The sequence below is a fragment of the Lachnospira multipara ATCC 19207 genome (assembly GCF_000424105.1).
Taxonomy (GTDB): Bacteria; Bacillota; Clostridia; order Lachnospirales; family Lachnospiraceae; genus Lachnospira; species Lachnospira multipara.
In genome coordinates this window covers 66222-90433 of sequence record NZ_AUJG01000005.1, presented here as the reverse complement: position 1 = coordinate 90433, position 24212 = coordinate 66222, and the positions used below count along the sequence as shown (strand labels likewise).

Here is a 24212-nt window from a genome sequence, read left to right as displayed (position 1 = left end):
TTTAACTACATTCCAATTTAGAGACTACAGTTTTTCAACGTAGTCTCTAAAATTTTTTTTCAGACGTATTGAATTATAAATCGCAGCGTATTCTACATTTGAAAGCCCCTCGATATAATTCTTACAGTAATTTTTATCCAATTTATTTTCTAATAAACTAACGGCCTTATTATAGGCAAGGGCAGCCTCCGCCTCAGTATTATATACACCTACAATAAAATCCCCATTAATATGAATCTTAGTTTTATAAAAAATACGTCCATTTTTTTCAAACTGACTTACTCCATTATATTTATTAATCACCTGAAGATTTTCATATCTAAAGTCTAGTTCGTCTCCATTTTTGAAAATGTAGTCTTTACCTTTAATGGAGTGCCCCTTAACCCCATATCTTGAAAGTATGCTAGTTTGAAGGCCGTAATCCGCTACAAAATAGTAGCCCCCTCTTGCCTGAATAGTGTGATTGCTATAGTAAAATAGGTCATCAATGGAAAAGGTTAGAATTACATTTTCAGATAAAAAATAAATAAAGGAGTTCTTGGCTAGATAAATTGGGGTTTTTATATAGATGCCATTATCTCTAAAATTCACCAAACTAATATACTTTGCAAGAGAAATGTGCATAAGCTTATAACCAGATGTTTTCTTATCTGGGTTTACAAAATATTTCTTTGGATATCTTAGAATTCTTGTGGCTTCTTTATAGATGGCTTTTGCAGTCTCTAAATCCTCAGAGCTACCAAGACTTATATGCTTATTTTTGTAAGTAATGGACACTCTGTAGTAGGGACTTTTATCCTTCTTAAAAGCCTTATAAATTCCCGTTGCCATAGGACCTCCTATTATTTTTACATTTTTTAATTGTCACGTCATATATTAATAATATTGTATCATTTTTAATACAAGTTATCAAATATTTATATATTATGTCCATGAGCTAGAAACAAATGTGCACCACAGAAAAACTTTTTGTTGTAATTACTATATTAGATGTTGTATAATATTACCTAACTTATCTTGATTTATGAAGGAAGGAAAAAGATAAGAGCTTTAGGAAAATGGTAGACTAAGAGGTCTACAATGGAGGTAGTTATGAGTATTTTATACAGCAGCACAAGAGATGCTTCAGTTAAGGTTAAAGCATCCGAGGCAATTTTAAAGGGATTAGCAGCAGATGGTGGCTTATTTGTTCCTGATTCTCTTCCAAAGTTTGATAAGACATTAGAAGAATTCTCTAAGATGTCTTACAGAGAAGTTGCTTACGAAGTAATGAAGTTATTATTAGATGATTTTACTGAGGATGAGTTAAAGCATTGTATTAACAGCGCTTACGATTCTAAGTTTGATACAGACAAGATGGCTCCACTTGTTAAGGCAGATGGCGCATATTTCCTTGAGTTATTCCATGGTAAGACAATCGCATTTAAGGATATGGCCCTTTCAATCTTACCTCACCTTTTAACAACTGCAGCAAAGAAGAACAATGTTAAGAATGATATCGTAATCCTTACAGCTACATCAGGTGATACAGGTAAGGCTGCTCTTGCAGGTTTTGCTGATGTTCCAGGTACTAAGATTATTGTATTCTATCCTAAGGATGGTGTTTCACCAATTCAGGAAAAGCAGATGGTTACACAAAAGGGTAACAACACATATGTAGTTGCTATTAAGGGTAACTTCGATGATGCACAGACTGGTGTTAAGAAGATTTTTGCAGATAAGGAATTAGAAAAAAGAATGGATGCAGCTGGTTTCCAATTCTCATCAGCTAACTCAATTAATATTGGTAGATTAGTTCCACAGATCGTTTACTATGTATATGCTTACGCTCAGCTATTAGCTAATGGAGAAATTAAGGCTGGAGATAAGATTAATGCCGTTGTTCCAACTGGTAACTTTGGTAACATTTTAGCAGCTTATTATGCTAAGAACATGGGTCTTCCAATTAATAAGCTTATTTGTGCTTCTAATGAGAACAAGGTATTATTCGACTTCTTTAAGACAGGCGAATATGATAAGAATAGAGATTTCATTCTTACAACATCACCATCTATGGATATCTTAATTTCAAGTAACCTTGAAAGACTTATCTATAGAATCGCTGGTAATGATGCAGCTAAGAATGCTAACTTAATGAAGGAATTAAGAGAGACTGGTAAGTATACAATTACTGAAGATATGAAGAATGAGCTTAAGGACTTCTATGGTAACTATGCTTCTGAGAATGAAGATGCAGCTACTATTAAAAAGATTTATGAAGAAACTGGATATGTAATTGATACTCATACAGCAGTTGCAGCAACAGTTTATGAGAAGTATAAGAAGGAAACAGGGGATGAAACTAAGTCTGTTATTGCTTCAACAGCTTCTCCATATAAGTTCACAAGATCAGTAATGAACGCTATTGATAAGAAGTATGATGCTTTATCAGATTTCGAATTAGTAGATGAATTAGAGAAGATTAGTAAGGTAAAGGTTCCGCAGGCTATTGAAGAAATTAGAACTGCACCAGTAGTTCATGACACAGTATGTGAAGTTAATGAAATGAGTGCTACTGTTCAGAATATCCTTTCTTTAAACTAATTTTTTAAAGAGAAAATTTTAGGAATTCTTTTAGAAAAAAATGGACACCTTTTTGCCTAAGAACTATTTGTTTATTTATATAGTTTTATAATAATTTGCTATTGCATTGGTATAATTGTCGTGTTACAATATTTTTAGATATTTCAGTAACAATTAAACCGTGCAGTAGCAATTTTGTATTCTGGGGTGAAATATGGGCGTAGATTCAATAACAGGGTTATATGATTTTAATGAGTTTTTAAACAGAGCGAAAGCTCATATATCAAAATATGCTAGCCAATACGCTATTATTATTAATGATGTCAGCAACTTTAAATACATCAATAAGTTTTACAGCAAGCAAACAGGTGATGTCTTCATTGATGATATGGCTAGATATTATTTAGTGGGAAATCCAAGAAGCGTTTGTGCTTGTAGAATAGATGCAGAACAATTTGCAACAGTTTTAGATTTAGGGGATATTCATATTGATAATGAATTAAAGCGAATTGTTTGGATGAATGAAGAATTTGAGAAGGTAATGAACAATAAGTTCCCAGATATTTATATTCATGTATATACAGGAATTTATTTCTTCTCAGATACTAATGTAGATTTAAGAGAAGCCTTTGATAAAGCTAAGATGGCAAAGGCAAGTATTAAGGGTAAGCTAGATATTCCTTATAAGGTTTATGACCCTAATGAATTTATTAATAAAGAAAATGAGATGGAGGCCTCTAATTTATTTAGAAAGGCACATCAAGAAGATAGAGTCGTTGCATTTTTACAGCCACAGTTTTCTTTTAAGGATAAGAAGGTAGTGGGTGCAGAATTACTTTCTCGAATCATTGATGAAGAGGGAGATATAGTGGAGCCAAGATATTATATTTCTACTCTTGAACAGACAGGTATTATAAGTACTCTTGATAAGTTAATGACAGAGAAAGCCTTTGCAATACTTAGAAGATGGGAAGATGAGGGCAGAGACCTTATGCCTATCTCAGTAAATGTAGCAAGACAAGAATATGTTAAACCTGACTTTGTAAAGCGAATGAAGGACTTACAGAGAATGTTTAATGTAGCACCAAAATATATTGAGTTTGAAATTTTAGAATCAAGCTTTTTAGAGAATAGTGATTTGATTTTAAAGACTACAAATGAATTAAGAGAATTTGGTTTCCAGGTCAGCGTAGATGATTTTGGCTCTGGTTATTCTTCTTTAAATCAGATTGCTACAATTCCAGCAGATACAATTAAGCTTGATAAGAAGTTTGCTAGCAAGTCCCTAAAGACAGAGAAGGGCAAGGTAGTTGTAAAGTCTCTTATCAGAATGCTTAAGGATATCGACTATAAGATTGTATTTGAGGGTATTGAAACTGAGTTGCAATATGAACTTGCAAAAGATTATGAATGTGATTTAATTCAAGGATATATTATAGACAAACCTATTCCAGTTAGTAAGTTTGAGGAACGCTATAATAAACAACATAGACAAAGAGATTAGATATAATTTTCCTTTTTAATATATTCCTTTCTTATAAGAGAAGGACTATGCGATTGCATAGTCCTTCTTTTATTTGTATTTGCATGTTAATTTGTAGGCTTTGTTTTACATAGACTTCATAAGGCTTTTCTTTTTATAGTAGATCACACAGATTATAAGTAGAGCCCCTATAAAAAGTATTAAAGAAACAACAAGGTAAATGTTAAGACTAGCCCTTAAATATCTAGCAAGCATTTTACTAAAATACACAGGCCTTACATTTAATTGCTGATATTTTTTTGAAATTAAAAGACCTAGTGGCAGGATGCTTGTCATAATAGTTGCAGCTAGTAGTGAGTAAGAAACAAATCTTAAACTCCTATGTAACCATTTATTAGATCTTAGAATTACAAGTAGGCAGGCAATGGATAAAAGTGCTAGGGCAGGTAGCCCATAAACAATTAACTGCCTAAATATGGCCTTAAGAGAGTTGTAATAATAAAGAAAAGACACTGAAAGATTTTTTGAATAAATCAGACATATATGATCTATTAAATTATTAATGCCTCCCCTATCAATACTCTCCTCAGGAATGTTATTAGACTGAATATAAGCTTCTATATTACTTGTTAGAGTATCTCTTACATAGTCTGTGTTAATGTTATAGCTATCACCATTTAAAACTGCAAGGAGGTAATTCTTTCCCTGATTGTAGGTATTTTTAATAGTGAATACATTTTCTAAAACAGATTCATCTAAATTAGAAGGGTAGAGATAATCAAGGGCTTCTGTGTAACAGTACTTATTAACCGATTCATAATAAGTAGACTTATTCATGGCATCAATTACCAAGGCTTTATTAAAAAGGCCAAAGTAGGTGCCAATTAAATATCCCATAACCGTAAGAAGAATAGACAGTATAAAAGAAGCTATTCCTGGAACTATATATTCTTTTATTTTCTTTTTCCTAGTTGCCTCCATAAAATCTCCCCTTTAGTGCTTAACTTAAGCCTCTTTCAAATCCCCAATTAATAAATAATATCTGCGCCAGAAATCTTGTTGGCATAGATAAATAATCTGTTGACCTTATGACCAATTAGATTAAAAGGATAACAGGTGTAAAGGATTAGCTGCTCTTCATCTTTGGATAAATCAAAAGCCGAACAATCTGTCATATGATGGACCTCCACGGCGCTAACCTGATATTCATAAAGGCCATAGTTTGTACTTATGCTAATTATGTCCCCCTCAGTAATATACTGTAATGGCAGACAGTAGGTGGTGTTGTGTCCACAAGCAAGGATAGGCTTTCCAAAACCCGGCATACTACTACCTAGGTATTGTCCAATGCCTTTGCGTAAAATGTTGGCATCATCACCAAGATAGAGTGGAGCAGAAAGGCCTATGCGCTCACAGCTTATATAACCATATTGTGTTGAGTTTGCAGGCACTGTAACATCCGCTAGTGGAATTTCTTCTATATTATCGGCTTCAAGTACAGCCTCCGCTTCACTTGCAACATTTTCATCATAAATAACAGAACTAATCTCTGTAGCATTATTATTGGGGCTTGTGACAACGCTTCCTATAGTAAAGATAGTTCTTAGAACTGGAAAGCTAATTAAAATGATTAAGCCCACACCAAGTAAACTAAAAAATAATGGCATAGTTACATATGCCATTATTATCTTAAATGATTTTGATTTCATATTTATTGCCTTTCAGTTGGGTCTTTTTTAAAGGTAAAGTAAGAACAAACAGCAAGGACAATAACTAAAACAAATATGACTGAATATGTAATAGTAAGATCTATACCGGTTTGTTTAATAACTCCTGATTGACTTGTGCTTCCTGAAGAAGAGGAGCTAGAGCCTGTAGTTGTGTAGTTGTTAGTAGTGTTACCTGAGTTGTCGCTTGAGTTGTTGTAATTATTTGTGGTGTAATAATTATTAACATTAGTAGTTGCTAGTGTGCCATCTGAATAATCAGCAACTGCAACTGTGTTTCCACTGCTATCTGTAATAACGATAATATCGCTTGTGGAATCTACTGAAACGCTAAGGCCTAAAACACTACAAGCAGCAGTTAAATCATCAAGTAATGCAGATTTTTGTGTGCTTGTTAGTTCTGAAACCTTTGTGGCACTGCCAGCTACCGAAACCGCGTTATTGATATAATTAATTACGGTAGTTGCATCACTTGAACTTACATCCACATCATCTCTTAGAAAATAATTTGTTACCTGAGTTGTATAACCTGCCGAAATGCTATTATTTGCAAGGGCACTAATAATGGCCTGTTCATCTGCTGTTAAGCTTGCTGCCTTTACGCTTACTATTAAACTTAAGCTAAATATGGCAGTGGCCAAAATAGCTCCTAATTTCTTTAGAAACATAGTATATCCTCCTTAAGATATTTGGTTGTTAATTCACGAATTATTTAACTTAATAATATCATATTATTAGAAAATGTCAATAATTTAAGTATCATTAAAGCCACACAGTGAGCAATTTCTTTTATATTTAGTTTATAAATTGTTTATGGAAAAAAACGGTAGAAATGTTGACATTAAGTTTCTAGAGTGATATTTTAATTATGATGATATTAGCACTCCAATCAAATGAGTGCTAACAAGTAGAATAGACTAGTAGAAAGGGGTGTGGCCATGGATTTAGATGAACGTAAGGTAAAGATACTTAAGGCTATTATTAAGAATTATCTTGAGACTGGTGAGCCAGTTGGTTCAAGAACAATTTCTAAGCTTGAAGGTGTTAATTTAAGTTCAGCAACAATTCGTAATGAAATGGCTGACCTTGAAGAATTAGGCTATATAGTTCAGCCTCATACATCAGCTGGTAGAATTCCTTCAGATAAGGGATACAGATTCTATGTTGATGACATGATGAAGCAGAGAGAATCAAGCGTTTCAAAGAGAGAAGCAAAAGTTTCTATTAAAGAAGCAGAGCTTGATAACATGAAGGAAAGCCTAGACGAACAGGTTGATAAAGTGGAAGAGCTTTTACAGAATGTTGCTAAGGTATTAGCAAATCAAACTAATTACGCAACAATGGTTTCAACACCAAAGTTTAAGGGCAATAAGTTAAAGTTCATTCAGCTATCAAGTCTTGAGTCTAACAAGATTTTAGCAGTCTTAGTAATGGAAGGTAACCTAATTAGAAATAAGGTTATTAAGATAAGCGAAGATATCTCACAAGAGAATCTATTAAAGCTTAACATTTTACTAAATACTAGCTTAACAGGCTTAACCTTAGAAGAGATGAATCTTAGTATTATCTCTAAGATGGAATCTCAAGCAGGTGAACATTATAACCTGATTAAGGAAGTGCTTGCAGCAATCGTAGAGACAATTAGTAAAGCAGACAGTCTTAAGATTTACACTTCTGGTGCGACTAACATTTTCAAATATCCAGAGTTAAGCGATTCAGAGAAGGCAAGCGAACTAATATATGCCCTTGAAGAGAAGAATGATTTATCAAGTTTAGTACTTGATTCGGTAGAGGTTGTCGGAGATGAGAATCATGAAGATACAGGAATTCAGGTATATATTGGTGATGAAACCCCAGTACAATCTATGAAGGATTGCAGCGTTGTTACAGCAACCTACGAACTTTCAGATGGTTTAAAGGGTACCATAGGAATTATTGGTCCAAAGCGAATGGATTATGAGAAGGTGGTTGAGAATCTTCAGAACATAAGAAGTCAGCTGGACAATGTATTTAAAAAGACGTGATGAAAGGTTGGTTAATAAATGTCTAAGAAGGAAACAAAGTCTAAGGCAGAAGAGGTAAAGAAGACAGAAGAAACTAGTGAGGCTAGCACAGATACAGCAGCTAAGACAGAGGAAACAGTCGAGGAAACAAAGGAAGCTAGTAAGGCTGAGGAAACAAAGACTAGTGAGGCTAGTGATTCTAAGGAAGCTAAGAAAGATCCTAAGGATTTAAAGATTGCTGAGCTTACAGATAGAGTTCAAAGACAGATGGCTGAATTTGATAATTTCAGAAAGCGTACTGAGAAAGAAAAGTCAGCAATGTTTGAGATGGGAGCTTCAGATATTATTAAGAAGTTACTTCCTGTTATAGATAATTTTGAAAGAGGTTTTAAGTCAGTTTCTGATGAGGAACTTGAAACACCATTCGCTAAGGGAATGGACATGGTTTACAAGCAGTTTTTAAAGCTACTTGAAGATGCAGATGTTAAGCCAATTGAAGCTGTTGGTAATGAATTCAATCCTGATTTACACAACGCAGTAATGCATGTAGATGATGAATCAGTAGGTGAGAACATTATCATAGAGGAGTTTGAAAAGGGCTATACATATAGAGATTCAGTAATTAGACACAGCATGGTTAAGGTGGCTAACTAAGAGTCTTAAGATATAAGTTTATAAGTAATATTTGAATATGAAATTTTTAGGCTAAGGCCGGAAAGGAATTATATCATGGGTAAAATTATTGGTATTGATTTAGGAACAACTAATTCATGTGTTGCAGTTATGGAAGGTGGTAAGCCAGTTGTTATCACAAATCAGGAAGGTGTTAGAACAACTCCATCTATCGTTGCATTCACAAAGACAGGTGAAAGATTAGTAGGTGATCCTGCTAAGCGTCAGGCAGTAACTAATGCTGACAAGACAATTTCATCTATTAAGAGACATATGGGTACAGACTATAAGGCTACAATTGATGATAAGAAGTATACACCACAGGAAATTTCAGCAATGATCTTACAGAAGTTAAAGGCAGATGCTGAAAACTACTTAGGTGAGAAGGTTACAGAAGCTGTTATTACAGTTCCTGCTTACTTCAACGATGCTCAGCGTCAGGCTACAAAGGATGCTGGTAAGATTGCTGGTCTTGATGTTAAGAGAATCATCAACGAACCAACAGCTGCTGCATTAGCTTACGGTCTTGATAACGAGAACGAGCAGAAGATCATGGTTTACGATTTAGGTGGTGGTACATTTGATGTATCTATTATCGAAATCGGTGATGGTGTTATTGAAGTACTTGCTACAGCTGGTAACAACAGACTTGGTGGTGATGATTTCGATAACGCAATTACACAGTATATGTTAAATGAATTTAAGGCTAAGGAAGGCGTTGATTTATCTTCTGATACAATGGCTCTTCAGAGATTAAAGGTTGCTGCTGAGCAGGCTAAGAAGGAATTATCTTCAGCTACAACAACTAACATCAACCTTCCATATATTACAGCTACAGCTGAAGGCCCTAAGCATTTCGATATGACTCTTACAAGAGCTAAGTTTGATGAATTAACACATGACTTAGTTGAGAAGACAGCAGAGCCAGTTAGAAACGCATTATCAGATGCTGGTTTAACAGCTTCTGAATTATCAAAGGTATTATTAGTTGGTGGTTCTACAAGAATCCCAGCTGTTCAGGAAAAGGTAAAGCAGTTAACAGGTCATGAACCAAACAAGTCACTTAACCCAGATGAATGTGTTGCTATTGGTGCTTCAATTCAGGGTGGTAAGCTTGCTGGTGATGCAGGTGCTGGTGAAATCCTTCTTCTTGATGTAACTCCACTTTCACTTTCAATTGAAACAATGGGTGGTATTGCTACAAGACTTATCGAGAGAAATACAACTATTCCTACAAAGAAGAGTCAGGTATTCTCTACAGCTGCTGATAATCAGACAGCCGTTGATATTAACGTAGTACAGGGTGAAAGACAGTTTGCTAGAGATAACAAGTCTCTTGGTCAGTTCCGTCTTGATGGTATCCCTCCAGCAAAGAGAGGTGTTCCACAGATCGAAGTTACATTTGATATCGATGCTAATGGTATTGTAAATGTATCTGCTAAGGACTTAGGCACTGGTAAGGAACAGCACATCACAATCACAGCTGGTTCAAATATGTCTGATGAAGATATCGATAAGGCTGTTAAGGAAGCTGCTGAATTCGAAGCTCAGGATAAGAAGAGAAAGGAAGCTATCGATACAAGAAACGAAGCTGACTCAATCGTATTCCAGACACAGAAGGCTATTGATGAAGCTGGTGACAAGGTTGATGCTAATGAGAAGGCTACAGTTCAGGCTGACTTAGATGCATTAAAGAAGCTTGTTGAAGAATCAGATCCAGAGAACATGACAGATGCTCAGGTTGATGAAATTAAGGCTGCTAAGGAAAAGTTAATGACAAGTGCTCAGAACCTTTTCGCTAAGCTTTATGAATCACAGCAGGCAGCTGCAGGTGCAGGTGCAGGAGCTCAGGGCTTCGCAGGTGATGCTAATGCTAACGCAGGTGCTTCTTCAAGCTATGGTGACGACGTTGTTGATGGAGATTACAAGGAAGTCTAGGAAAATTAATCTAGGAACTGCATGGCAGTTGTTACACTAGATAGCATAAATTATTTTGGGAGCCGATTTATCGGCTCCCTTAAGTGCTAAATAACATGTGCACAATAAACGAGTATAGATTATAAGTTTGAGGAAATTTTAAATGGCAGATAAACGAGATTATTATGAAGTCCTTGGCGTTTCTAGAGACGCTAGTGAGGCAGAATTAAAAAAAGCATATAGACAGCTTGCTAAGAAATATCATCCAGATATGCATCCAGGTGATGCCGAAGCAGAAGCTAAATTTAAAGAAGCCTCAGAGGCTTACGGCGTATTATCTGATGCTGACAAGAGAAGACAATATGATCAGTTTGGTCATGCTGCCTTTGAAAATGGCGGCGCTGGTGCAGCAGGCGGATTTGACTTCGACTTTAGCGACTTCGGTGACATTTTCGGAGATATCTTTGGCGGCATGTTTGGCGGCGGCGGTGGAAGCAGACGTAACAGCAATGGTCCACGTCGTGGCGCAGATGTAAGAATTGGAACAAGAATTACATTTGCAGAAGCAGTTAAAGGAACTAAGAAGCAGATTGAAGTTAATATTAAAGAGACATGTAGCTCATGTAACGGAACTGGTGCTAAGAAGGGTACAAGTCCTGAGACATGTAAGAAGTGTAACGGCCGTGGTCAGGTAACATACCAGCAGCAGTCACTCTTTGGTATGGTTCAGTCAGTAAGACCTTGTCCAGATTGTGGTGGAACAGGTAAGATTATTAAGGAAAAGTGTCCAGACTGTAAGGGTACTGGTTACATTAACACTAAGAAGACTATCGAAGTTACAATTCCAGCAGGTATTGATGACGGACAGGCTATTAGAATTTCTGGAAAGGGTGAGCCGGGTGTTAACGGCGGTCCAAGAGGAGATTTATTAGTTGTTGTTTCAGTATCTAAAGATCCTAACTTCATTAGAGATGGTTACGATGTTTTATCAGAAGTTAAGATTAGCTATCCTACAGCTGTTCTTGGTGGTGAAATCAAGGTTAAGACAGTTGATGGTGAAGTTTTATATGAGGTTAAGCCAGGAACTGCATCAGGTACTAGAGTTAGACTTCGTGGTAAGGGTATGCCAACTCTTCGTAATGAAAATGTACGTGGTGACGCATATATCGACCTAGTAGTTAATATCCCTACTCATTTAACTAAGGAGCAAAAAGATGCCCTTCTTGAATATGACAAGGCATTAACTGGCGAAGAACGTCCAACAAAGAAGAAAGGCTTATTTAAGTAAGCTTTATAATTTATATATGAAATCTATTAATCTCTCTAGCTAAATTTAGCTAGAGAGATTTTTTGTGTGAATTTTATTTGTATAGTAAGAGAAAAAATTATATAATAATTTTAGATGAAAATATAATTGTTTGAGTTTTTGTGAGGACTTAAACTTAAATAAAATATTAGGGGGTTACTAACTATGTGGGCTTATGAAAGCGTATTTTATCAGATTTTCCCCATAGGAATGCTTGGTGCACCCAGGGAAAATGATGATGTAGAAGCAGATTTTAAGGTAACTAATAGATTAGCAAAGATCGATGAGGATTGGCTTGATCATTTTGAGAAACTAGGGATCAATGCTATTTATTTTTCACCAATTTTTGAATCTGATTCACATGGCTATAATACAAGGGATTATCGCCTTATAGACAGAAGACTAGGTACTAATAAGGATTTTACCGATTTAGTTAAAAGACTTCATGATAGAGGAATTAAGGTGGTTATAGACGGGGTTTTTAATCATGTAGGCAGAGGTTTCTTTGCTTTCCGTGATGTCATAAAAAATAGGGAAAATTCTAAATACAAGGATTGGTTTAACATAAACTTTGGAGGAAATTCAGAGTTTAACGATGGTTTGTGGTATGAAGGCTGGGAAGGTTGTTATGACTTGGTAAAGCTAAATCTTTCAAATGAAGAGGTTGTAAACTATCTTCTAGAATCAGTAAAGATCTGGGTGGAGGATTTTGATATTGATGGAATTAGACTTGATGTAGCTTATTTACTTGATAGGAATTTTTTAAAGAGACTTAGAAGTTACACAGATGGTTTAAAGGCTGATTTCTTCTTGTTAGGAGAGATTTTAGGCGGAGACTATAAAACTATAATGGCAGATGATATGTGCCACTCTGCAACTAATTATGAGTGTTATAAGGGTATTCATTCAAGTTTAAATAGCATGAATCTCTTTGAAATCATGCATTCCCTAAAAAGACAGTTTGGTCCGGAGGATTGGACACTTTATAAGGGAAAACATTTGCTAAGCTTTATAGACAATCACGATGTTACAAGGGCGGCCTCAATTATTCAAAGACCAGAGCATTTAAAGCTTATGTTTGCCTTTATCTTTACAATGCCTGGCATTCCTTGCATCTACTATGGAAGCGAGTGGGGCGCTAAGGGAGAGAAAAACTACGGGGATTACGAATTAAGAGCGGCCTTTGATAAGCCAGAATTTAATGAGCTTACAGAATATATAGCAGAACTTGCTAAGTTTAAAACTAAGAGCAAAGCCCTAAACTACGGGGATTTCACCGATTTAATGATTACAAATAGGCAGTGTGCCTTTAAGAGAAGCTATGAAGGTGAGAGCGTTTTCATTTTCATAAATGCAGATGAAAATCCATACGAGTTTAACGTGGCGGGTGAGCACTTTACCCTAGAGCCTTTTGGCCTAAGGATACTTATATAATTTACTTAAAAGAAAGTTGAAATAGATTGGGGGGATTTATGTGAAGGAGAAGAAGAATAACAATAAGAAAAGTAATAAGAAATTTTTATATCTACGAACTGCCACAATATCTATTGGGCTTGTGGCATTACTAGCCCTAATTTTAACTATTGGAGCCTTTGCTATTGAAGAGTCTAATACAAGTAAGCATTTAAAGGCTGGGGTTGTGGAAAATGTAGAGCTTGAGACGGAGCAGGCTGTACCTCGCCTATTTTCATTAAAGGGGGAGGCTAGCCTAAACATTTCCCTGGGAGAAACATATATAGACCCAGGAGTTAAGGCATGGGACGAGTATTTAGGGGATATTTCTGAAAATGTATTTATTAGCTCTAATGTAGACAGCAGCCAGCTGGGTAGCTATGAGGTAAGCTATAGCCTTGAAGATGTAGACGGAAACACTTTAGAGCTTATCCGCGTGGTAAATGTGGTGGATTTAGATGCTCCCGTAATTAGTCTTGTGGGAGATAATACGATTTATTTAAAACTTGGTGAGAACTACACAGATCCTGGCTTTAGTGCAAGTGATAATTATGATGGTGATTTAACTGCAAATGTGACTAGTACTAACAACTTAGATACAAGTAAAATAGGCGTCTATAACATCAATTATTCTGTTACAGATTCCTCAAATAATACAGGAACTGCCACAAGAAAGATATATGTTTATCAACAACAAACTCTAGAACAAACAAGAAATCCAGGGAATAAGGTAGTTTATTTAACCTTTGATGATGGACCATATAAGTATACATCTAGTCTTTTAGATGTTTTAGATAAGTATAATGTAAAGGCAACATTTTTTGTAACAAATCAATATCCGGCTTATCAATACTTAATTGCTGAGGAAGCTAGAAGAGGCCATACAGTAGCAATACATTCTTATTCTCATAAGTATTCAGAAATATACTCAAGTGAGGAAGCTTATTTTAATGACTTAAATGCTATGCGAGAGATTATTATTAATCAAACAGGTAAGGCGCCTTCAATAGTTCGTTTTCCTGGCGGCACAGATAATACTGTAAGTAGGCATTACAACATAGGCATCATGTCTAGACTTACAAGTGCGCTTAGCAATATGGGCTATAGGTATTGCGATTGGAATGTTTCATCAGGAGATGCAGGTGGAGTACAGACAAGGGATTCAGTTTATAATAATGTTACAACAGGAATTGCCAATAGAAATGTGTCAGTGGTTTTACAGCATGACATTAAAGGCTTTAGTGTAGATGCTGTGGAAGATATAATTGTTTGGGGATTGGCAAATGGTTATACATTCCTTCCACTAGATACAAGTTCACCTATGGTACATTCAACACCAGCAAATTAAGGCGACTATGGCCAATAGTTTTAAACTTCTTTAAAAGATTGATTTAATGTTAAAAAAATTATAAAATGTTTTTGTATATCTTAGGCGGGATTTGTTAAAGTTAGTAAAACTGAGATAAATCCTACGTTTAGTCTAACGATTATGATTTAAATTAATTTTTAAAGAGGGAGTTACAAATGTTAATTAAAAGATTATTAAAACAAGTAACTGCCATTAGTTTAATGGCAGTTTTACTTTGCTTATCACTAGTTGCTTGTTCTAGTAAAAAAGAGGAAGTCACTAATGAAACAAATTCTGAAAGCGAAGTATTAACAGAAGAAACTACAGAGGCAGAGCCTAGTGAAATCAGTTTAATCATGGTGGGGGATATTTTACTTCATGATAGAATTGAAGAATATAGCCTTCAGGAGAACGGCGAATATGATTATTCTGCTATTTTTGAAAATGAAAAAGAATCCATTGAAAAGGCCGATCTTAGTCTAGTTAATCAAGAGGTTATTATTGGCGGAGAAGATCTTGGGATTTCTGGCTATCCAGCCTTTAACTGTTCCTATAATTTGGCAACTAATTTAGTAAATACAGGCTTCAATGTTATTTTACATGCCACAAATCACGCCCTTGATAAGGGTAAAACAGGCCTTTTAAATTGTATAGATAACTGGAAGAAAAACTATCCGGATGTGGCAGTTTTAGGAGTTAATGAAACTAGAGAAGATAGAGATATTATCTACGTTTATGAGAAGGATGGCATGAAGATTGCTATTCTTAACTATACTTACGGAACTAATGGAATTTCTCTTCCATCGGATATGCCTTATGCAGTCAATTTACTTGATGAGGATCAGGTGGTTAGTGATATAAAGAGAGCCAAGGAGATAGCTGATTTCGTTATTGTTTGCCCTCACTGGGGAACAGAATATTTACTTGAAACTGATAGCCTACAAAAAAAGTGGACTAATATTTTTCTTGAAAATGATGTAGATCTTGTGATTGGCACACATCCACACGTTATAGAGCCAATTGAAATGCTTACGAATGAGACTACAGGTCATCAAATGTTGGTTTATTATTCTCTTGGTAACTTTGTAAACTGGACTTCTTCAAGCGGAACAGGCATTGCTAATAGAATGCTTGGCGGCATGGCAGAGGTTACTCTTGCAAGAGATGATAATGGTGATGTAGTAATTAAGGATTATGGAGTTAAAGCAGTGGTATCCCACGTTACAAGTAAGCTAAATGGAATTACGGTTTATGACCTAGCAGATTACACAGAGGAACTTGCTAGTGAAAATGAGATTGTAAAACAGGATGCAACATTTTCAAAGGAATATCTTGTAAATTTAGCTAATAAGGTTTGGGGAGATTTGTGGCATTAAAAAAATCTTTTTTAAGGAGCATTTAATGGCAGGTTTAATTAATGATAATTTTGAAGAAGAATTGTTAACAGAGCTATCTTGGATAAAATCTGTAGTAGTAGATATTGGAGAAAAATTAGGTATAAATTCTTTTGAAATGGAATTATTAAAAAATTCAATAGAGCCTGAAGAAGAAAAAGCTATTAATAAACTAATTGTACTTAATTATAAAAAAATAAAATCTCTGGATATAGCAGAACGTAGAAAACTACTTGAAAAATATTTTTTTAATGAAACGGGAAAAAGTTGGAATGTTCCAGATGAGATATCAGAAAAACTCATACAATTACGTTTAGAAGAATTATCTACAAAGGATAAGTAATTGATTTAAAAAACGAATAGTAAAAGAAGATAAAAAATCTCTTCTAACTGGATTATCCAGTAGAAGAGATTTTTTCTTTATAAGTTTTATGTCAAATGCTCTTTAAAATAAGGCTTTCCATTCATATCAAAGCTTGATTTATGGCTGTTAATTATCGATTCAGATTTAAAGTAAAGCTTCTTATAACAGTAAACAAAGTAGGCAATTTCAGCAACACCTGTAATTATAAAGGAGAATGGATATAGTAAATAGAGGGATGGGATAGTGCCTATAAAGGCAAATACAGTCTTTACCCATAAAACTCTAAATACACAAGATCCCATAATTACAATGAATGTAGGAACTCCTGTTTTATGAATTGCTCTTGAGGCAGCAATAGTACAGTCCATAAGGGCTGATAAAAAATAACAAAGGGCCATGATGTTTAGTCTCTTTAGACCTGCATCGATTACAGCTGGTTCTGAAGAGAATAAAGATAGGAATTCTCTATCAAATACTAGTAAAAGGCTACCAAGTAGTAGACCAAGTCCCATGGACAAAAATAGACTTGTTAAATAACTAGTTCGCATTCTTTTTTTATCTCTTGCGCCGTAATTTTGTCCTATAAAGGTTGCACCTGCAGTATTAAAGGCAGCCATACTTTCAAAAATAATGCTATCAGCGTTAGTGGCAGCAGAATTTCCTGAAACCAATATAGCATCAAAACTATTAACACCAGCTTGAACAAAGAGATTTGCAAAATGGAAAACCGCACTTTGAAAACCTGATAAAATTCCTAGTTTTGTAATAGTTGGAACCTTTGATTTAGTGATTCTTATTTTCTTAAGCTCAAGTCTAAAGTCTTGCTTTTCTTTAAGCATAGTAACAATAATCATAACTGCTAGTGCGTATTGGGAAATCACACTTGCAAGGGCAACTCCTGCCACACTAAGATGGCAAATAATTACAAAAAATAAATTTAGAATAATATTTATCACACCACTAATTGATAAAAAATAAAGTGGCTTTTTAGTGTTACCTGCTGCGGATAAGATGGCATTTCCCCAATTATAAATACCAAGGGCTGGCATACCAATGGAACATATTCTTGCATAAATAATTGCACCTTCAATTAACTCATTCTTAGTTCCTAAAAGTCTTAATATAATTGGTGAAAAGAAAACTCCTATTAATAGGATAATAACGCCTTCAACAAAACTAATAATAATACTTGTATGTACTGTTTCTGATAATTCTTTTTTATTCTTGGCTCCGATATGTAGGGCGGTAAGTACATTTATACTACCACTCATTCCGATTATAAAGGCAAGAAAGAGTTGGACTAAAATTACTGATGAGCCAACGCTTCCTAGGGCATTAGAGCCTGCAAATCTTCCAACTACTGCCACATCACATAGGTTAAATAGTACCTGTAACAAATTAGTAAACACAAGAGGTAAACTAAAGAGTAACATTTGCGGCAAAATTGGACCTTTCGTAAAATTTTTCATTTTCTCATTCCTTAAACTATATTCTTTCTAAGACGGACATTTGTAGTTCGTTCATTGAATCGTTTGATACTATATCATTGGAAACATAGCTATATCAAGCCAACGCTTTAACGCAAAAAAGATTGGGAAATATTAGATTTTTAACAATTTTTTTATGCACTAGAACTTGTTAAAGTCTGCTTTACAAATAGCCAAGAATTTATTATTATAAAGGTTGTGTTTTATGACTTATATTAGATGAGTTAAATAGGTAGAAAGAGGTAACTAATCATGGCAGAGTCAATGGTAGGTTTGAAAAGAACTCATAGATGTACTGAAGTATCTAGCGCTAATGTTGGAGAAAAAGTTACAGTTATGGGTTGGGTACAAAAAAGAAGAAATTTAGGTGCTTTAATTTTCGTAGATTTAAGAGATAGAAGTGGTCTTTTACAGATCCTTTTCGATGAAAATGTAATTGGTAAGGAAGGCTTTGATAAAGCTTATACACTTCGTAACGAATTCGTTATTGCTGTAGAGGGTACAGTTAATAAGCGTTCAGGTGCCGTAAATGAGAATTTAAAGACTGGTGATATTGAAGTTATCGCGGAGTCTCTTAGAATTCTTTCAGAATCTGAGACACCTCCTTTCCCAATTGAAGAGAATATTCCAACTAAGGAAGATATTAGACTTAAGTATAGATGTCTTGACTTAAGAAGACCTGATATTCAGTCTAACATTATTATGAGAAGCCAGGTTGCTACATTAACAAGAGCATTCCTTGCAAATGAAGGCTTCCTTGAGATTGAAACTCCAATGCTTACTAAGTCTACACCAGAAGGTGCTAGAGATTATTTAGTTCCATCAAGAGTTCATCCAGGTAAATTCTATGCTCTTCCTCAGTCACCTCAGTTATTTAAGCAGATGCTTATGTGCTCTGGTTATGATAGATATATGCAGATTGCAAGATGTTTCAGAGATGAAGATTTAAGAGCTGATAGACAGCCTGAATTTACTCAGATCGATATGGAATTATCATTTGTTGATGTTGATGATGTAATCGATGTTAACGAAAGATTACTTGCACATCTTTTCAAGGAAGTGCTTAATGTTGATGTACAGCTTCCAATTCAGAGAATGACATGGCAGGAAGCTATGGATAGATTTGGTTCTGATAAGCCAGACCTTCGTTTTGGTATGGAACTTCATGACGTATCTGAAATCGTTAAGAATTGTGGCTTTAGTGTATTTACATCAGCTCTTGAAAATGGCGGTTCAGTTCGTGGTATTAATGCAAAGGGTCAGGGCAGCATGCCTCGTAAGAAGATTGACGCTTTAGTTGATTTTGCTAAGGGTTATGGAGCTAAGGGTTTAGCTTATATTTGCATTAATGAAGATGGTACATATAAGTCTTCATTTGCTAAGTTTATGACTGATGAAGAAATGGATGCCTTAGTTAAGTCTCTTGACGGTGAGAAGGGTGATTTATTACTCTTTGCAGCTGATAGAAATAAGATCGTTTGGAATGTACTTGGTGCATTAAGAGTTGAGCTTGCTGATAAGATGGGCTTACTTGATAAGAACGATTATAAATTCTTATGGGTAACAGAATTCCCTCAGTTTGAATGGTCAGATGAGGAAGAAAGATGGGTAGCAATGCACCATCCATTCACAATGCCTATGGATGAAGATTTAGATAAGCTTGAATCTGATCCAGGTGCAGTACGTGCTAAGGCTTACGATATCGTACTTAACGGTACAGAAATCGGTGGTGGTTCAGTAAGAATTCACCAGGCTGATATTCAGTCACGTATGTTTAAGGCTCTTGGCCTTACAGAAGAAACAGCTAATGAGAAGTTCGGATTCTTACTTGATGCCTTCAAGTATGGTGTTCCACCACACGCTGGTTTAGCATATGGTCTTGATAGACTTGTAATGCTTATGGCTAAGCGCGATTCAATCCGTGACGTTATTGCCTTCCCTAAGGTTAAGGATGCAAGCTGTCTCCTTACTAACGCACCAGATGTTGTTGATGAAAAGCAGCTCAAGGAATTAAGTATTGATATTGCTAAGGAAGAGACAGAAGAAAAGTCTGAAGAAAACTAATAAATATTAAGTTTATGTTACTGTTAAATTTTGCATTTGATAAGTGGCATGAGACGTTTAGGAAAGGAGCCCCACAAGGCTCCTTTTTGATTGCTTAGATTTGTTAGATATTAATTAGAGATTTAAAAAATGAGATTATCAATCCTTATATACTTTTAAAATTAATTGACTTATGAACTCTAGTTATTATAATATAAATAATCGTAAGGACTTTTAAACCTAGAAAGTCTTTACGAATCACAATTTGGGAGGATTTGTATGTATTCATTTAATGAAGTGTCAAGTTTTGATCCAGATTTAGCTAAGGCTATGGATGATGAACTTGCAAGACAGAGAAGTCATATTGAGCTTATTGCTTCTGAGAATTTAGTAAGCAAGGCTGTTATGGCTGCTATGGGAAGCCCACTTACTAACAAGTATGCTGAAGGTTACCCAGCTAAGAGATATTACGGTGGATGTGAATATGTTGACGTAGTTGAAAACTTAGCAATTGAAAGAGCTAAGAAGCTTTTTGGTTGTACATACGTTAACGTTCAGCCTCATTCAGGTGCACAGGCTAATATGGCAGTGTTCTATGCACTTGTTAAGCCAGGTGAAACAGTTATGGGTATGAGCCTTGACTGTGGTGGACATTTATCACACGGTTCAGCAGCTAATATTTCTGGTAGCTACTTTAACATCGTTCCTTACGGTGTTACAGCTGATGGATTTATTGATTATGATGAAGTTGAAAGAATTGCTAAGGAATGCAAGCCTAAGATGATTATCGCAGGTGCTTCTGCTTATGCAAGAACAATTGACTTTAAGAGATTTAGAGAAATTGCAGATGAAGTTGGTGCTTACCTCTTTGTAGATATGGCACATATTGCTGGCCTTGTAGCTGGTGGTGCTCATCCAAGCCCAATTCCATATGCTCATGTTGTAACAACTACAACACATAAGACACTTCGTGGACCAAGAGGTGGTATGATTTTATCATCACAGGAATTTGCTGAAGAGCACAAGCTTAATAAGTCAGTATTCCCAGGTACACAGGGTGGACCTTTAATGCACGTTATCGCAGCTAAGGCTGTCTGCTTAAAGGAAGCACTTGATCCAAGTTTCAAGGTATATGCTGAAAATATTGTTAAGAACGCTAAGGCACTTGCTAACGGTCTTACAAGCAGAGGCTTTGATCTTGTTTCAGGTGGTACAGATAACCATCTTATGTTAGTTAACTTACTTTCTAAGAATAAGACTGGTAAGGAAGTTGAAAAGCTTCTTGATGCAGCTAACATTACATGTAACAAGAACACAATTCCTAACGATCCAGCTTCTCCATTTGTAACAAGTGGTATCAGACTTGGTACAGCAGCAGTTACAACTAGAGGCTTCAACGAAGCTGATATGGATGTAGTAGCAGAAGCTATTGCTCTCCTTGTTGACGATGTTGATGCTAATAAGGCTAAGGCTATGGAACTTGTTAAGGGTCTTACAGATAAGTACCCACTTTACGAATAAGATAAGAATGCGATTTGCATTTTAAGTATATGGAAGAGATTCCTTAAATCTAAGTTTTAATAATTCTGTTTTGTTTATTTTTAAATATCACCGCAGGGCTTGTCCCTGCGGTTTTTTTATTATTAAGTAAAAAACACTAGGAAAGCTTGATTTCTCAAAATTTCCTAGTGCTTTATTTACGTACATTTTTCTATAAATCTATTTCCCTATTAGACACATTTTCCTAAAATCGGATAATTACTTATTGTTCTCAGCTTCCTTCATAGCACGAACCTTAAGTGATAAACCAAAGAGGTTGATAAAACCTTCTGCATCGTGATGATCGTAAAGGTCACCTGTTGTAAATGATGCGATAGATTCGTTATAAAGTGAATATGGTGAAGTTGTACCAGCCTTGATGATGTTACCCTTGTAGAGCTTGAATTTAACCTGACCTGTTACATTCTTCTGAGTTGACTCAATGAAAGCCTGGCAAGCTTCACGAAGAGGAGTTTCCCACTTTCCTTCGTAAACGATCTGAGCAAACTTGTTACCCATATCAAGCTTCATTGTTGTTGTATCTCTATCAAGAACTAACTCTTCAAGCTGCTGATGTGCTTCGTAAAGAATTGTTCCACCAGGAGTTTCATAAACACCACGAGACTTCATACCAACAACACGGTTTTCAACGATATCGATGATACCAATACCATGCTTACCACCAAGCTTATTAAGAGTTCTAATAATATCAGAAACCTTCATAGCCTGACCGTTAACCTTCTTTGGAACACCTGCTTCAAAGTCGATTGTTACATATTCACCTTCATCTGGAGCCTTCTCAGGTGTCTGAGATAATACAAGTAAATGATCGTAGTTTGGCTCATTTGCTGGATCTTCAAGTTCAAGACCTTCATGGCTGATATGCCAAATGTTTCTATCACGGCTATAGCTTGTGTCAGCTGAGAATGGAAGGTTGATTCCATGCTGCTTACAATATTCAATCTCATCCTCACGAGACTGCATTGTCCACTTTTCATTTCTCCAAGCTGCAATAATCTTGATATCTGGTGCAAGAGCCTTAATTGTAAGTTCAAATCTAATCTGATCGTTACCCTTACCTGTAGCACCATGACAAATTGCTGTAGCGCCTTCCTTACGAGCGATTTCTACTAATCTCTTAGCAATAAGAGGTCTTGCCATTGAAGTACCAAGTAAATATTTATTTTCATATACTGCATGTGCCTGAACACATGGAACAATATAATCATCACAGAATTCATCAGTTAAATCTTCGATGTAGAGCTTGCTAGCACCACATGAAATAGCTCTTTCCTCTAAGCCATCTAACTCTTCTTCCTGACCACAGTCAGCACAAACACAAATTACTTCATAATCGAAATTTTCCTTTAACCAAGGAATGATGGCAGTTGTATCAAGTCCGCCTGAATAAGCTAAAATAACTTTCTCTTTCATGATTTTCTTTCCTCCAAAAAATACAGGTTAGGTTTCCCTGTCTATTCTAAAAGTTAATTATTATCGGCAATAACTAACTTCTTGTTCATTATGATATACCACATTATTTCAAAATGCAATAGAAAAAATGTATATTTTGTATTTTTATGCATTATTTTTGAATATTTATGCATAATATTAATTTTAGCCAAAACCCCTTTACATCTGAAAAAAACTTGCTATAATGAAACTTATCGAATGAATATTTATTCATTCACAATGAATATTATGCATGGGAGGTCGACAAACTATGGTAAAAGTAGGAATTATAGGCGCGACTGGTTATGCTGGCAATGAACTTGTCAGATTATTATTAGGACATAAGGATGTGGAAATTGTTTGGTTAGGCTCAAGAAGTTACATTGATCAAAAATATTCTGATGTATATAGAAACATGTTTAGACTTGTTGATGCTAAGTGTTTAGATGACAACATGGATGCTTTAGCAAAGGAAGTTGATGTTATATTTACAGCAACACCACAGGGCTTATGTGCTTCTTTAGTTAATGAAGACATTTTATCAAGAACAAAGATCATTGATTTATCAGCAGACTTTAGATTAAAGGATGTAAAGATTTATGAAGAGTGGTACAAGATTGAACATAAGGCACCACAGTTCATTAATGAAGCAGTTTATGGTCTTTGTGAAATTAATAGACATAAGGTAAATAAGAATACAAGAATTATTGCTAATCCTGGTTGTTATACAACTACATCAATTCTTACATTATATCCAATGGTTAAGGAAGGAATCATTGATCCAGATACAATTATTATTGATGCTAAGAGTGGTACTTCAGGTGCTGGTCGTGGAGCTAAGGTTAATAACCTTTTCTGCGAGGTCAATGAAAGCATGAAGGCTTATGGCGTTGGAACACATAGACATACACCAGAAATCGAAGAACAGTTAGGTTATGCGGTTAATAGAGATGATATTAAACTTATTTTCACACCTCATCTTGTACCTATGAATAGAGGTATTTTGGTAACTGCTTATGCAAATCTTACAAAGGAAGTTAGTTACGAAGAGGTTAAGGCAGTTTACGATAAGTATTATGGTAAGGAATTCTTTATAAGAGTTCTTGAAAAGGATGTTTGCCCAGAGACTCGTTGGGTTGAGGGTAGCAACTTTGTAGATATTGGATTTAAGATTGAGCCAAGAACTAAGAGACTTATTATGATGGGTGCTCTTGATAATTTGGTGAAGGGAGCTGCAGGACAGGCAGTTCAGAATATGAATTTGATGTTTGGGTTTGAAGAGAACGAGGGGCTAAAGATGGCTCCGTTATTTCCGTAATCTCCGGGAGAGTGTGTGGGGTGGTGGACGCAGGGGTTGCGCAGAGTCTGATTTTTTGGGAGCAGGCTTGCGCGCTCTAAGGCTCGTAGCGGTACTTAGTTTTCCCTTGCTCTTCCCCAAGTGGAAGTTTTCGCTTCCTTGGTGA

The 24212-nt window shown here is 35.5% G+C and carries 19 protein-coding genes; 13 read left to right on the top strand and 6 right to left on the bottom strand.

The window, feature by feature from the left end; translation table 11 throughout:
- Positions 1 to 24 precede the first annotated feature (24 nt).
- Positions 25 to 831, bottom strand: a complete 807-nt coding sequence (locus G600_RS0106320) for a hypothetical protein (RefSeq protein ID WP_027431187.1) — start codon at positions 829 to 831, stop codon at positions 25 to 27.
- A 261-nt stretch (positions 832 to 1092) separates the two neighbouring features.
- Between G600_RS0106320 and thrC the strand changes: the two genes are divergently transcribed.
- Positions 1093 to 2583, top strand: coding sequence for a threonine synthase (gene thrC / locus G600_RS0106315; protein ID WP_027431186.1), 1491 nt, complete (start codon positions 1093 to 1095; stop codon positions 2581 to 2583).
- A 193-nt stretch (positions 2584 to 2776) separates the two neighbouring features.
- Positions 2777 to 4066: an EAL domain-containing protein gene (locus G600_RS0106310; protein WP_027431185.1), complete on the top strand. Its 1290-nt coding sequence runs from the start codon at positions 2777 to 2779 to the stop codon at positions 4064 to 4066.
- Positions 4067 to 4171: 105 nt separating this feature from the next.
- On the opposite strand, the gene G600_RS0106305 is transcribed toward G600_RS0106310, so the two are convergent.
- Genes G600_RS0106305 through G600_RS0106295 form a run of 3 tightly spaced genes read right to left on the bottom strand, consistent with a single transcriptional unit; the run spans position 4172 to position 6440 of the window.
- Positions 4172 to 5026 carry a hypothetical protein gene (locus tag G600_RS0106305; protein WP_027431184.1) on the bottom strand — a complete coding sequence of 285 codons (855 nt, stop codon included), beginning with the start codon at positions 5024 to 5026 and terminating at the stop codon, positions 4172 to 4174.
- Positions 5027 to 5073: 47 nt separating this feature from the next.
- Positions 5074 to 5754: a class D sortase gene (locus G600_RS0106300; protein WP_027431183.1), complete on the bottom strand. Its 681-nt coding sequence runs from the start codon at positions 5752 to 5754 to the stop codon at positions 5074 to 5076.
- A 2-nt stretch (positions 5755 to 5756) separates the two neighbouring features.
- Positions 5757 to 6440: a hypothetical protein gene (locus G600_RS0106295; RefSeq protein ID WP_027431182.1), complete on the bottom strand. Its 684-nt coding sequence runs from the start codon at positions 6438 to 6440 to the stop codon at positions 5757 to 5759.
- Between the two features lie 270 nt (positions 6441 to 6710).
- Between G600_RS0106295 and hrcA the strand changes: the two genes are divergently transcribed.
- The 8 genes from hrcA (at position 6711) to G600_RS0106255 (ending at position 16207) form a co-directional block, all read left to right on the top strand.
- Positions 6711 to 7796, top strand: coding sequence for a heat-inducible transcriptional repressor HrcA (gene hrcA, locus G600_RS0106290; protein WP_027431181.1), 1086 nt, complete (start codon positions 6711 to 6713; stop codon positions 7794 to 7796).
- Positions 7797 to 7814: 18 nt separating this feature from the next.
- The gene (gene grpE, locus G600_RS0106285; protein ID WP_027431180.1) at positions 7815 to 8429 is read left to right on the top strand and encodes a nucleotide exchange factor GrpE; all 615 of its coding nucleotides are present in this window, start codon (positions 7815 to 7817) and stop codon (positions 8427 to 8429) included.
- A gap of 75 nt (positions 8430 to 8504) precedes the next feature.
- Complete coding sequence (gene dnaK, locus G600_RS0106280) at positions 8505 to 10385, top strand: molecular chaperone DnaK (RefSeq protein WP_027431179.1); 1881 nt, start codon at positions 8505 to 8507, stop codon at positions 10383 to 10385.
- 142 nt (positions 10386 to 10527) lie between these two features.
- Positions 10528 to 11652, top strand: a complete 1125-nt coding sequence (dnaJ, locus tag G600_RS0106275; RefSeq protein ID WP_027431178.1) for a molecular chaperone DnaJ — start codon at positions 10528 to 10530, stop codon at positions 11650 to 11652.
- 183 nt (positions 11653 to 11835) lie between these two features.
- The gene (locus G600_RS13950) at positions 11836 to 13104 is read left to right on the top strand and encodes an alpha-amylase family glycosyl hydrolase (protein ID WP_051195399.1); all 1269 of its coding nucleotides are present in this window, start codon (positions 11836 to 11838) and stop codon (positions 13102 to 13104) included.
- 40 nt (positions 13105 to 13144) lie between these two features.
- Positions 13145 to 14470, top strand: a complete 1326-nt coding sequence (locus tag G600_RS13945; protein ID WP_051195398.1) for a polysaccharide deacetylase family protein — start codon at positions 13145 to 13147, stop codon at positions 14468 to 14470.
- Positions 14471 to 14646: 176 nt separating this feature from the next.
- The gene (locus G600_RS13940; RefSeq protein WP_051195397.1) at positions 14647 to 15846 is read left to right on the top strand and encodes a CapA family protein; all 1200 of its coding nucleotides are present in this window, start codon (positions 14647 to 14649) and stop codon (positions 15844 to 15846) included.
- A 25-nt stretch (positions 15847 to 15871) separates the two neighbouring features.
- Positions 15872 to 16207 carry a hypothetical protein gene (locus G600_RS0106255; protein ID WP_027431177.1) on the top strand — a complete coding sequence of 112 codons (336 nt, stop codon included), beginning with the start codon at positions 15872 to 15874 and terminating at the stop codon, positions 16205 to 16207.
- A gap of 86 nt (positions 16208 to 16293) precedes the next feature.
- On the opposite strand, the gene G600_RS13935 is transcribed toward G600_RS0106255, so the two are convergent.
- The gene (locus G600_RS13935) at positions 16294 to 17697 is read right to left on the bottom strand and encodes an MATE family efflux transporter (protein ID WP_051195396.1); all 1404 of its coding nucleotides are present in this window, start codon (positions 17695 to 17697) and stop codon (positions 16294 to 16296) included.
- Positions 17698 to 17967: 270 nt separating this feature from the next.
- On the opposite strand from G600_RS13935, the gene aspS reads away from it, so the two are divergent.
- Positions 17968 to 19779, top strand: a complete 1812-nt coding sequence (gene aspS, locus G600_RS0106245) for an aspartate--tRNA ligase (protein WP_027431176.1) — start codon at positions 17968 to 17970, stop codon at positions 19777 to 19779.
- A gap of 258 nt (positions 19780 to 20037) precedes the next feature.
- On the top strand, positions 20038 to 21279 hold the full coding sequence (gene glyA, locus G600_RS0106240) for a serine hydroxymethyltransferase (RefSeq protein WP_027431175.1): 1242 nt from the start codon (positions 20038 to 20040) through the stop codon (positions 21277 to 21279).
- A gap of 237 nt (positions 21280 to 21516) precedes the next feature.
- Here glyA and G600_RS0106235 read toward each other — a convergent pair whose 3' ends face one another.
- Positions 21517 to 22731, bottom strand: a complete 1215-nt coding sequence (locus G600_RS0106235) for an argininosuccinate synthase (protein WP_027431174.1) — start codon at positions 22729 to 22731, stop codon at positions 21517 to 21519.
- Between the two features lie 289 nt (positions 22732 to 23020).
- Between G600_RS0106235 and argC the strand changes: the two genes are divergently transcribed.
- Positions 23021 to 24067, top strand: a complete 1047-nt coding sequence (gene argC / locus G600_RS0106230; protein WP_027431173.1) for an N-acetyl-gamma-glutamyl-phosphate reductase — start codon at positions 23021 to 23023, stop codon at positions 24065 to 24067.
- Positions 24068 to 24212 lie beyond the last annotated feature (145 nt).

Coding starts and splice junctions, on each gene's coding strand:
- glyA (WP_027431175.1), top strand. CDS start 20,038: ATGTATTCATTTAATGAAGTGTCAAGTTTTGATCCAGATTTAGCTAAG.
- dnaJ (WP_027431178.1), top strand. CDS start 10,528: ATGGCAGATAAACGAGATTATTATGAAGTCCTTGGCGTTTCTAGAGAC.
- G600_RS13935 (WP_051195396.1), bottom strand. CDS start 17,697: ATGAAAAATTTTACGAAAGGTCCAATTTTGCCGCAAATGTTACTCTTT.
- G600_RS0106295 (WP_027431182.1), bottom strand. CDS start 6,440: ATGTTTCTAAAGAAATTAGGAGCTATTTTGGCCACTGCCATATTTAGC.
- G600_RS0106320 (WP_027431187.1), bottom strand. CDS start 831: ATGGCAACGGGAATTTATAAGGCTTTTAAGAAGGATAAAAGTCCCTAC.
- G600_RS0106235 (WP_027431174.1), bottom strand. CDS start 22,731: ATGAAAGAGAAAGTTATTTTAGCTTATTCAGGCGGACTTGATACAACT.
- G600_RS13950 (WP_051195399.1), top strand. CDS start 11,836: ATGTGGGCTTATGAAAGCGTATTTTATCAGATTTTCCCCATAGGAATG.
- G600_RS0106305 (WP_027431184.1), bottom strand. CDS start 5,026: ATGGAGGCAACTAGGAAAAAGAAAATAAAAGAATATATAGTTCCAGGA.
- G600_RS13940 (WP_051195397.1), top strand. CDS start 14,647: ATGTTAATTAAAAGATTATTAAAACAAGTAACTGCCATTAGTTTAATG.
- dnaK (WP_027431179.1), top strand. CDS start 8,505: ATGGGTAAAATTATTGGTATTGATTTAGGAACAACTAATTCATGTGTT.
- aspS (WP_027431176.1), top strand. CDS start 17,968: ATGGCAGAGTCAATGGTAGGTTTGAAAAGAACTCATAGATGTACTGAA.
- G600_RS0106300 (WP_027431183.1), bottom strand. CDS start 5,754: ATGAAATCAAAATCATTTAAGATAATAATGGCATATGTAACTATGCCA.
- G600_RS0106255 (WP_027431177.1), top strand. CDS start 15,872: ATGGCAGGTTTAATTAATGATAATTTTGAAGAAGAATTGTTAACAGAG.
- thrC (WP_027431186.1), top strand. CDS start 1,093: ATGAGTATTTTATACAGCAGCACAAGAGATGCTTCAGTTAAGGTTAAA.
- argC (WP_027431173.1), top strand. CDS start 23,021: ATGGTAAAAGTAGGAATTATAGGCGCGACTGGTTATGCTGGCAATGAA.
- G600_RS0106310 (WP_027431185.1), top strand. CDS start 2,777: ATGGGCGTAGATTCAATAACAGGGTTATATGATTTTAATGAGTTTTTA.
- grpE (WP_027431180.1), top strand. CDS start 7,815: ATGTCTAAGAAGGAAACAAAGTCTAAGGCAGAAGAGGTAAAGAAGACA.
- hrcA (WP_027431181.1), top strand. CDS start 6,711: ATGGATTTAGATGAACGTAAGGTAAAGATACTTAAGGCTATTATTAAG.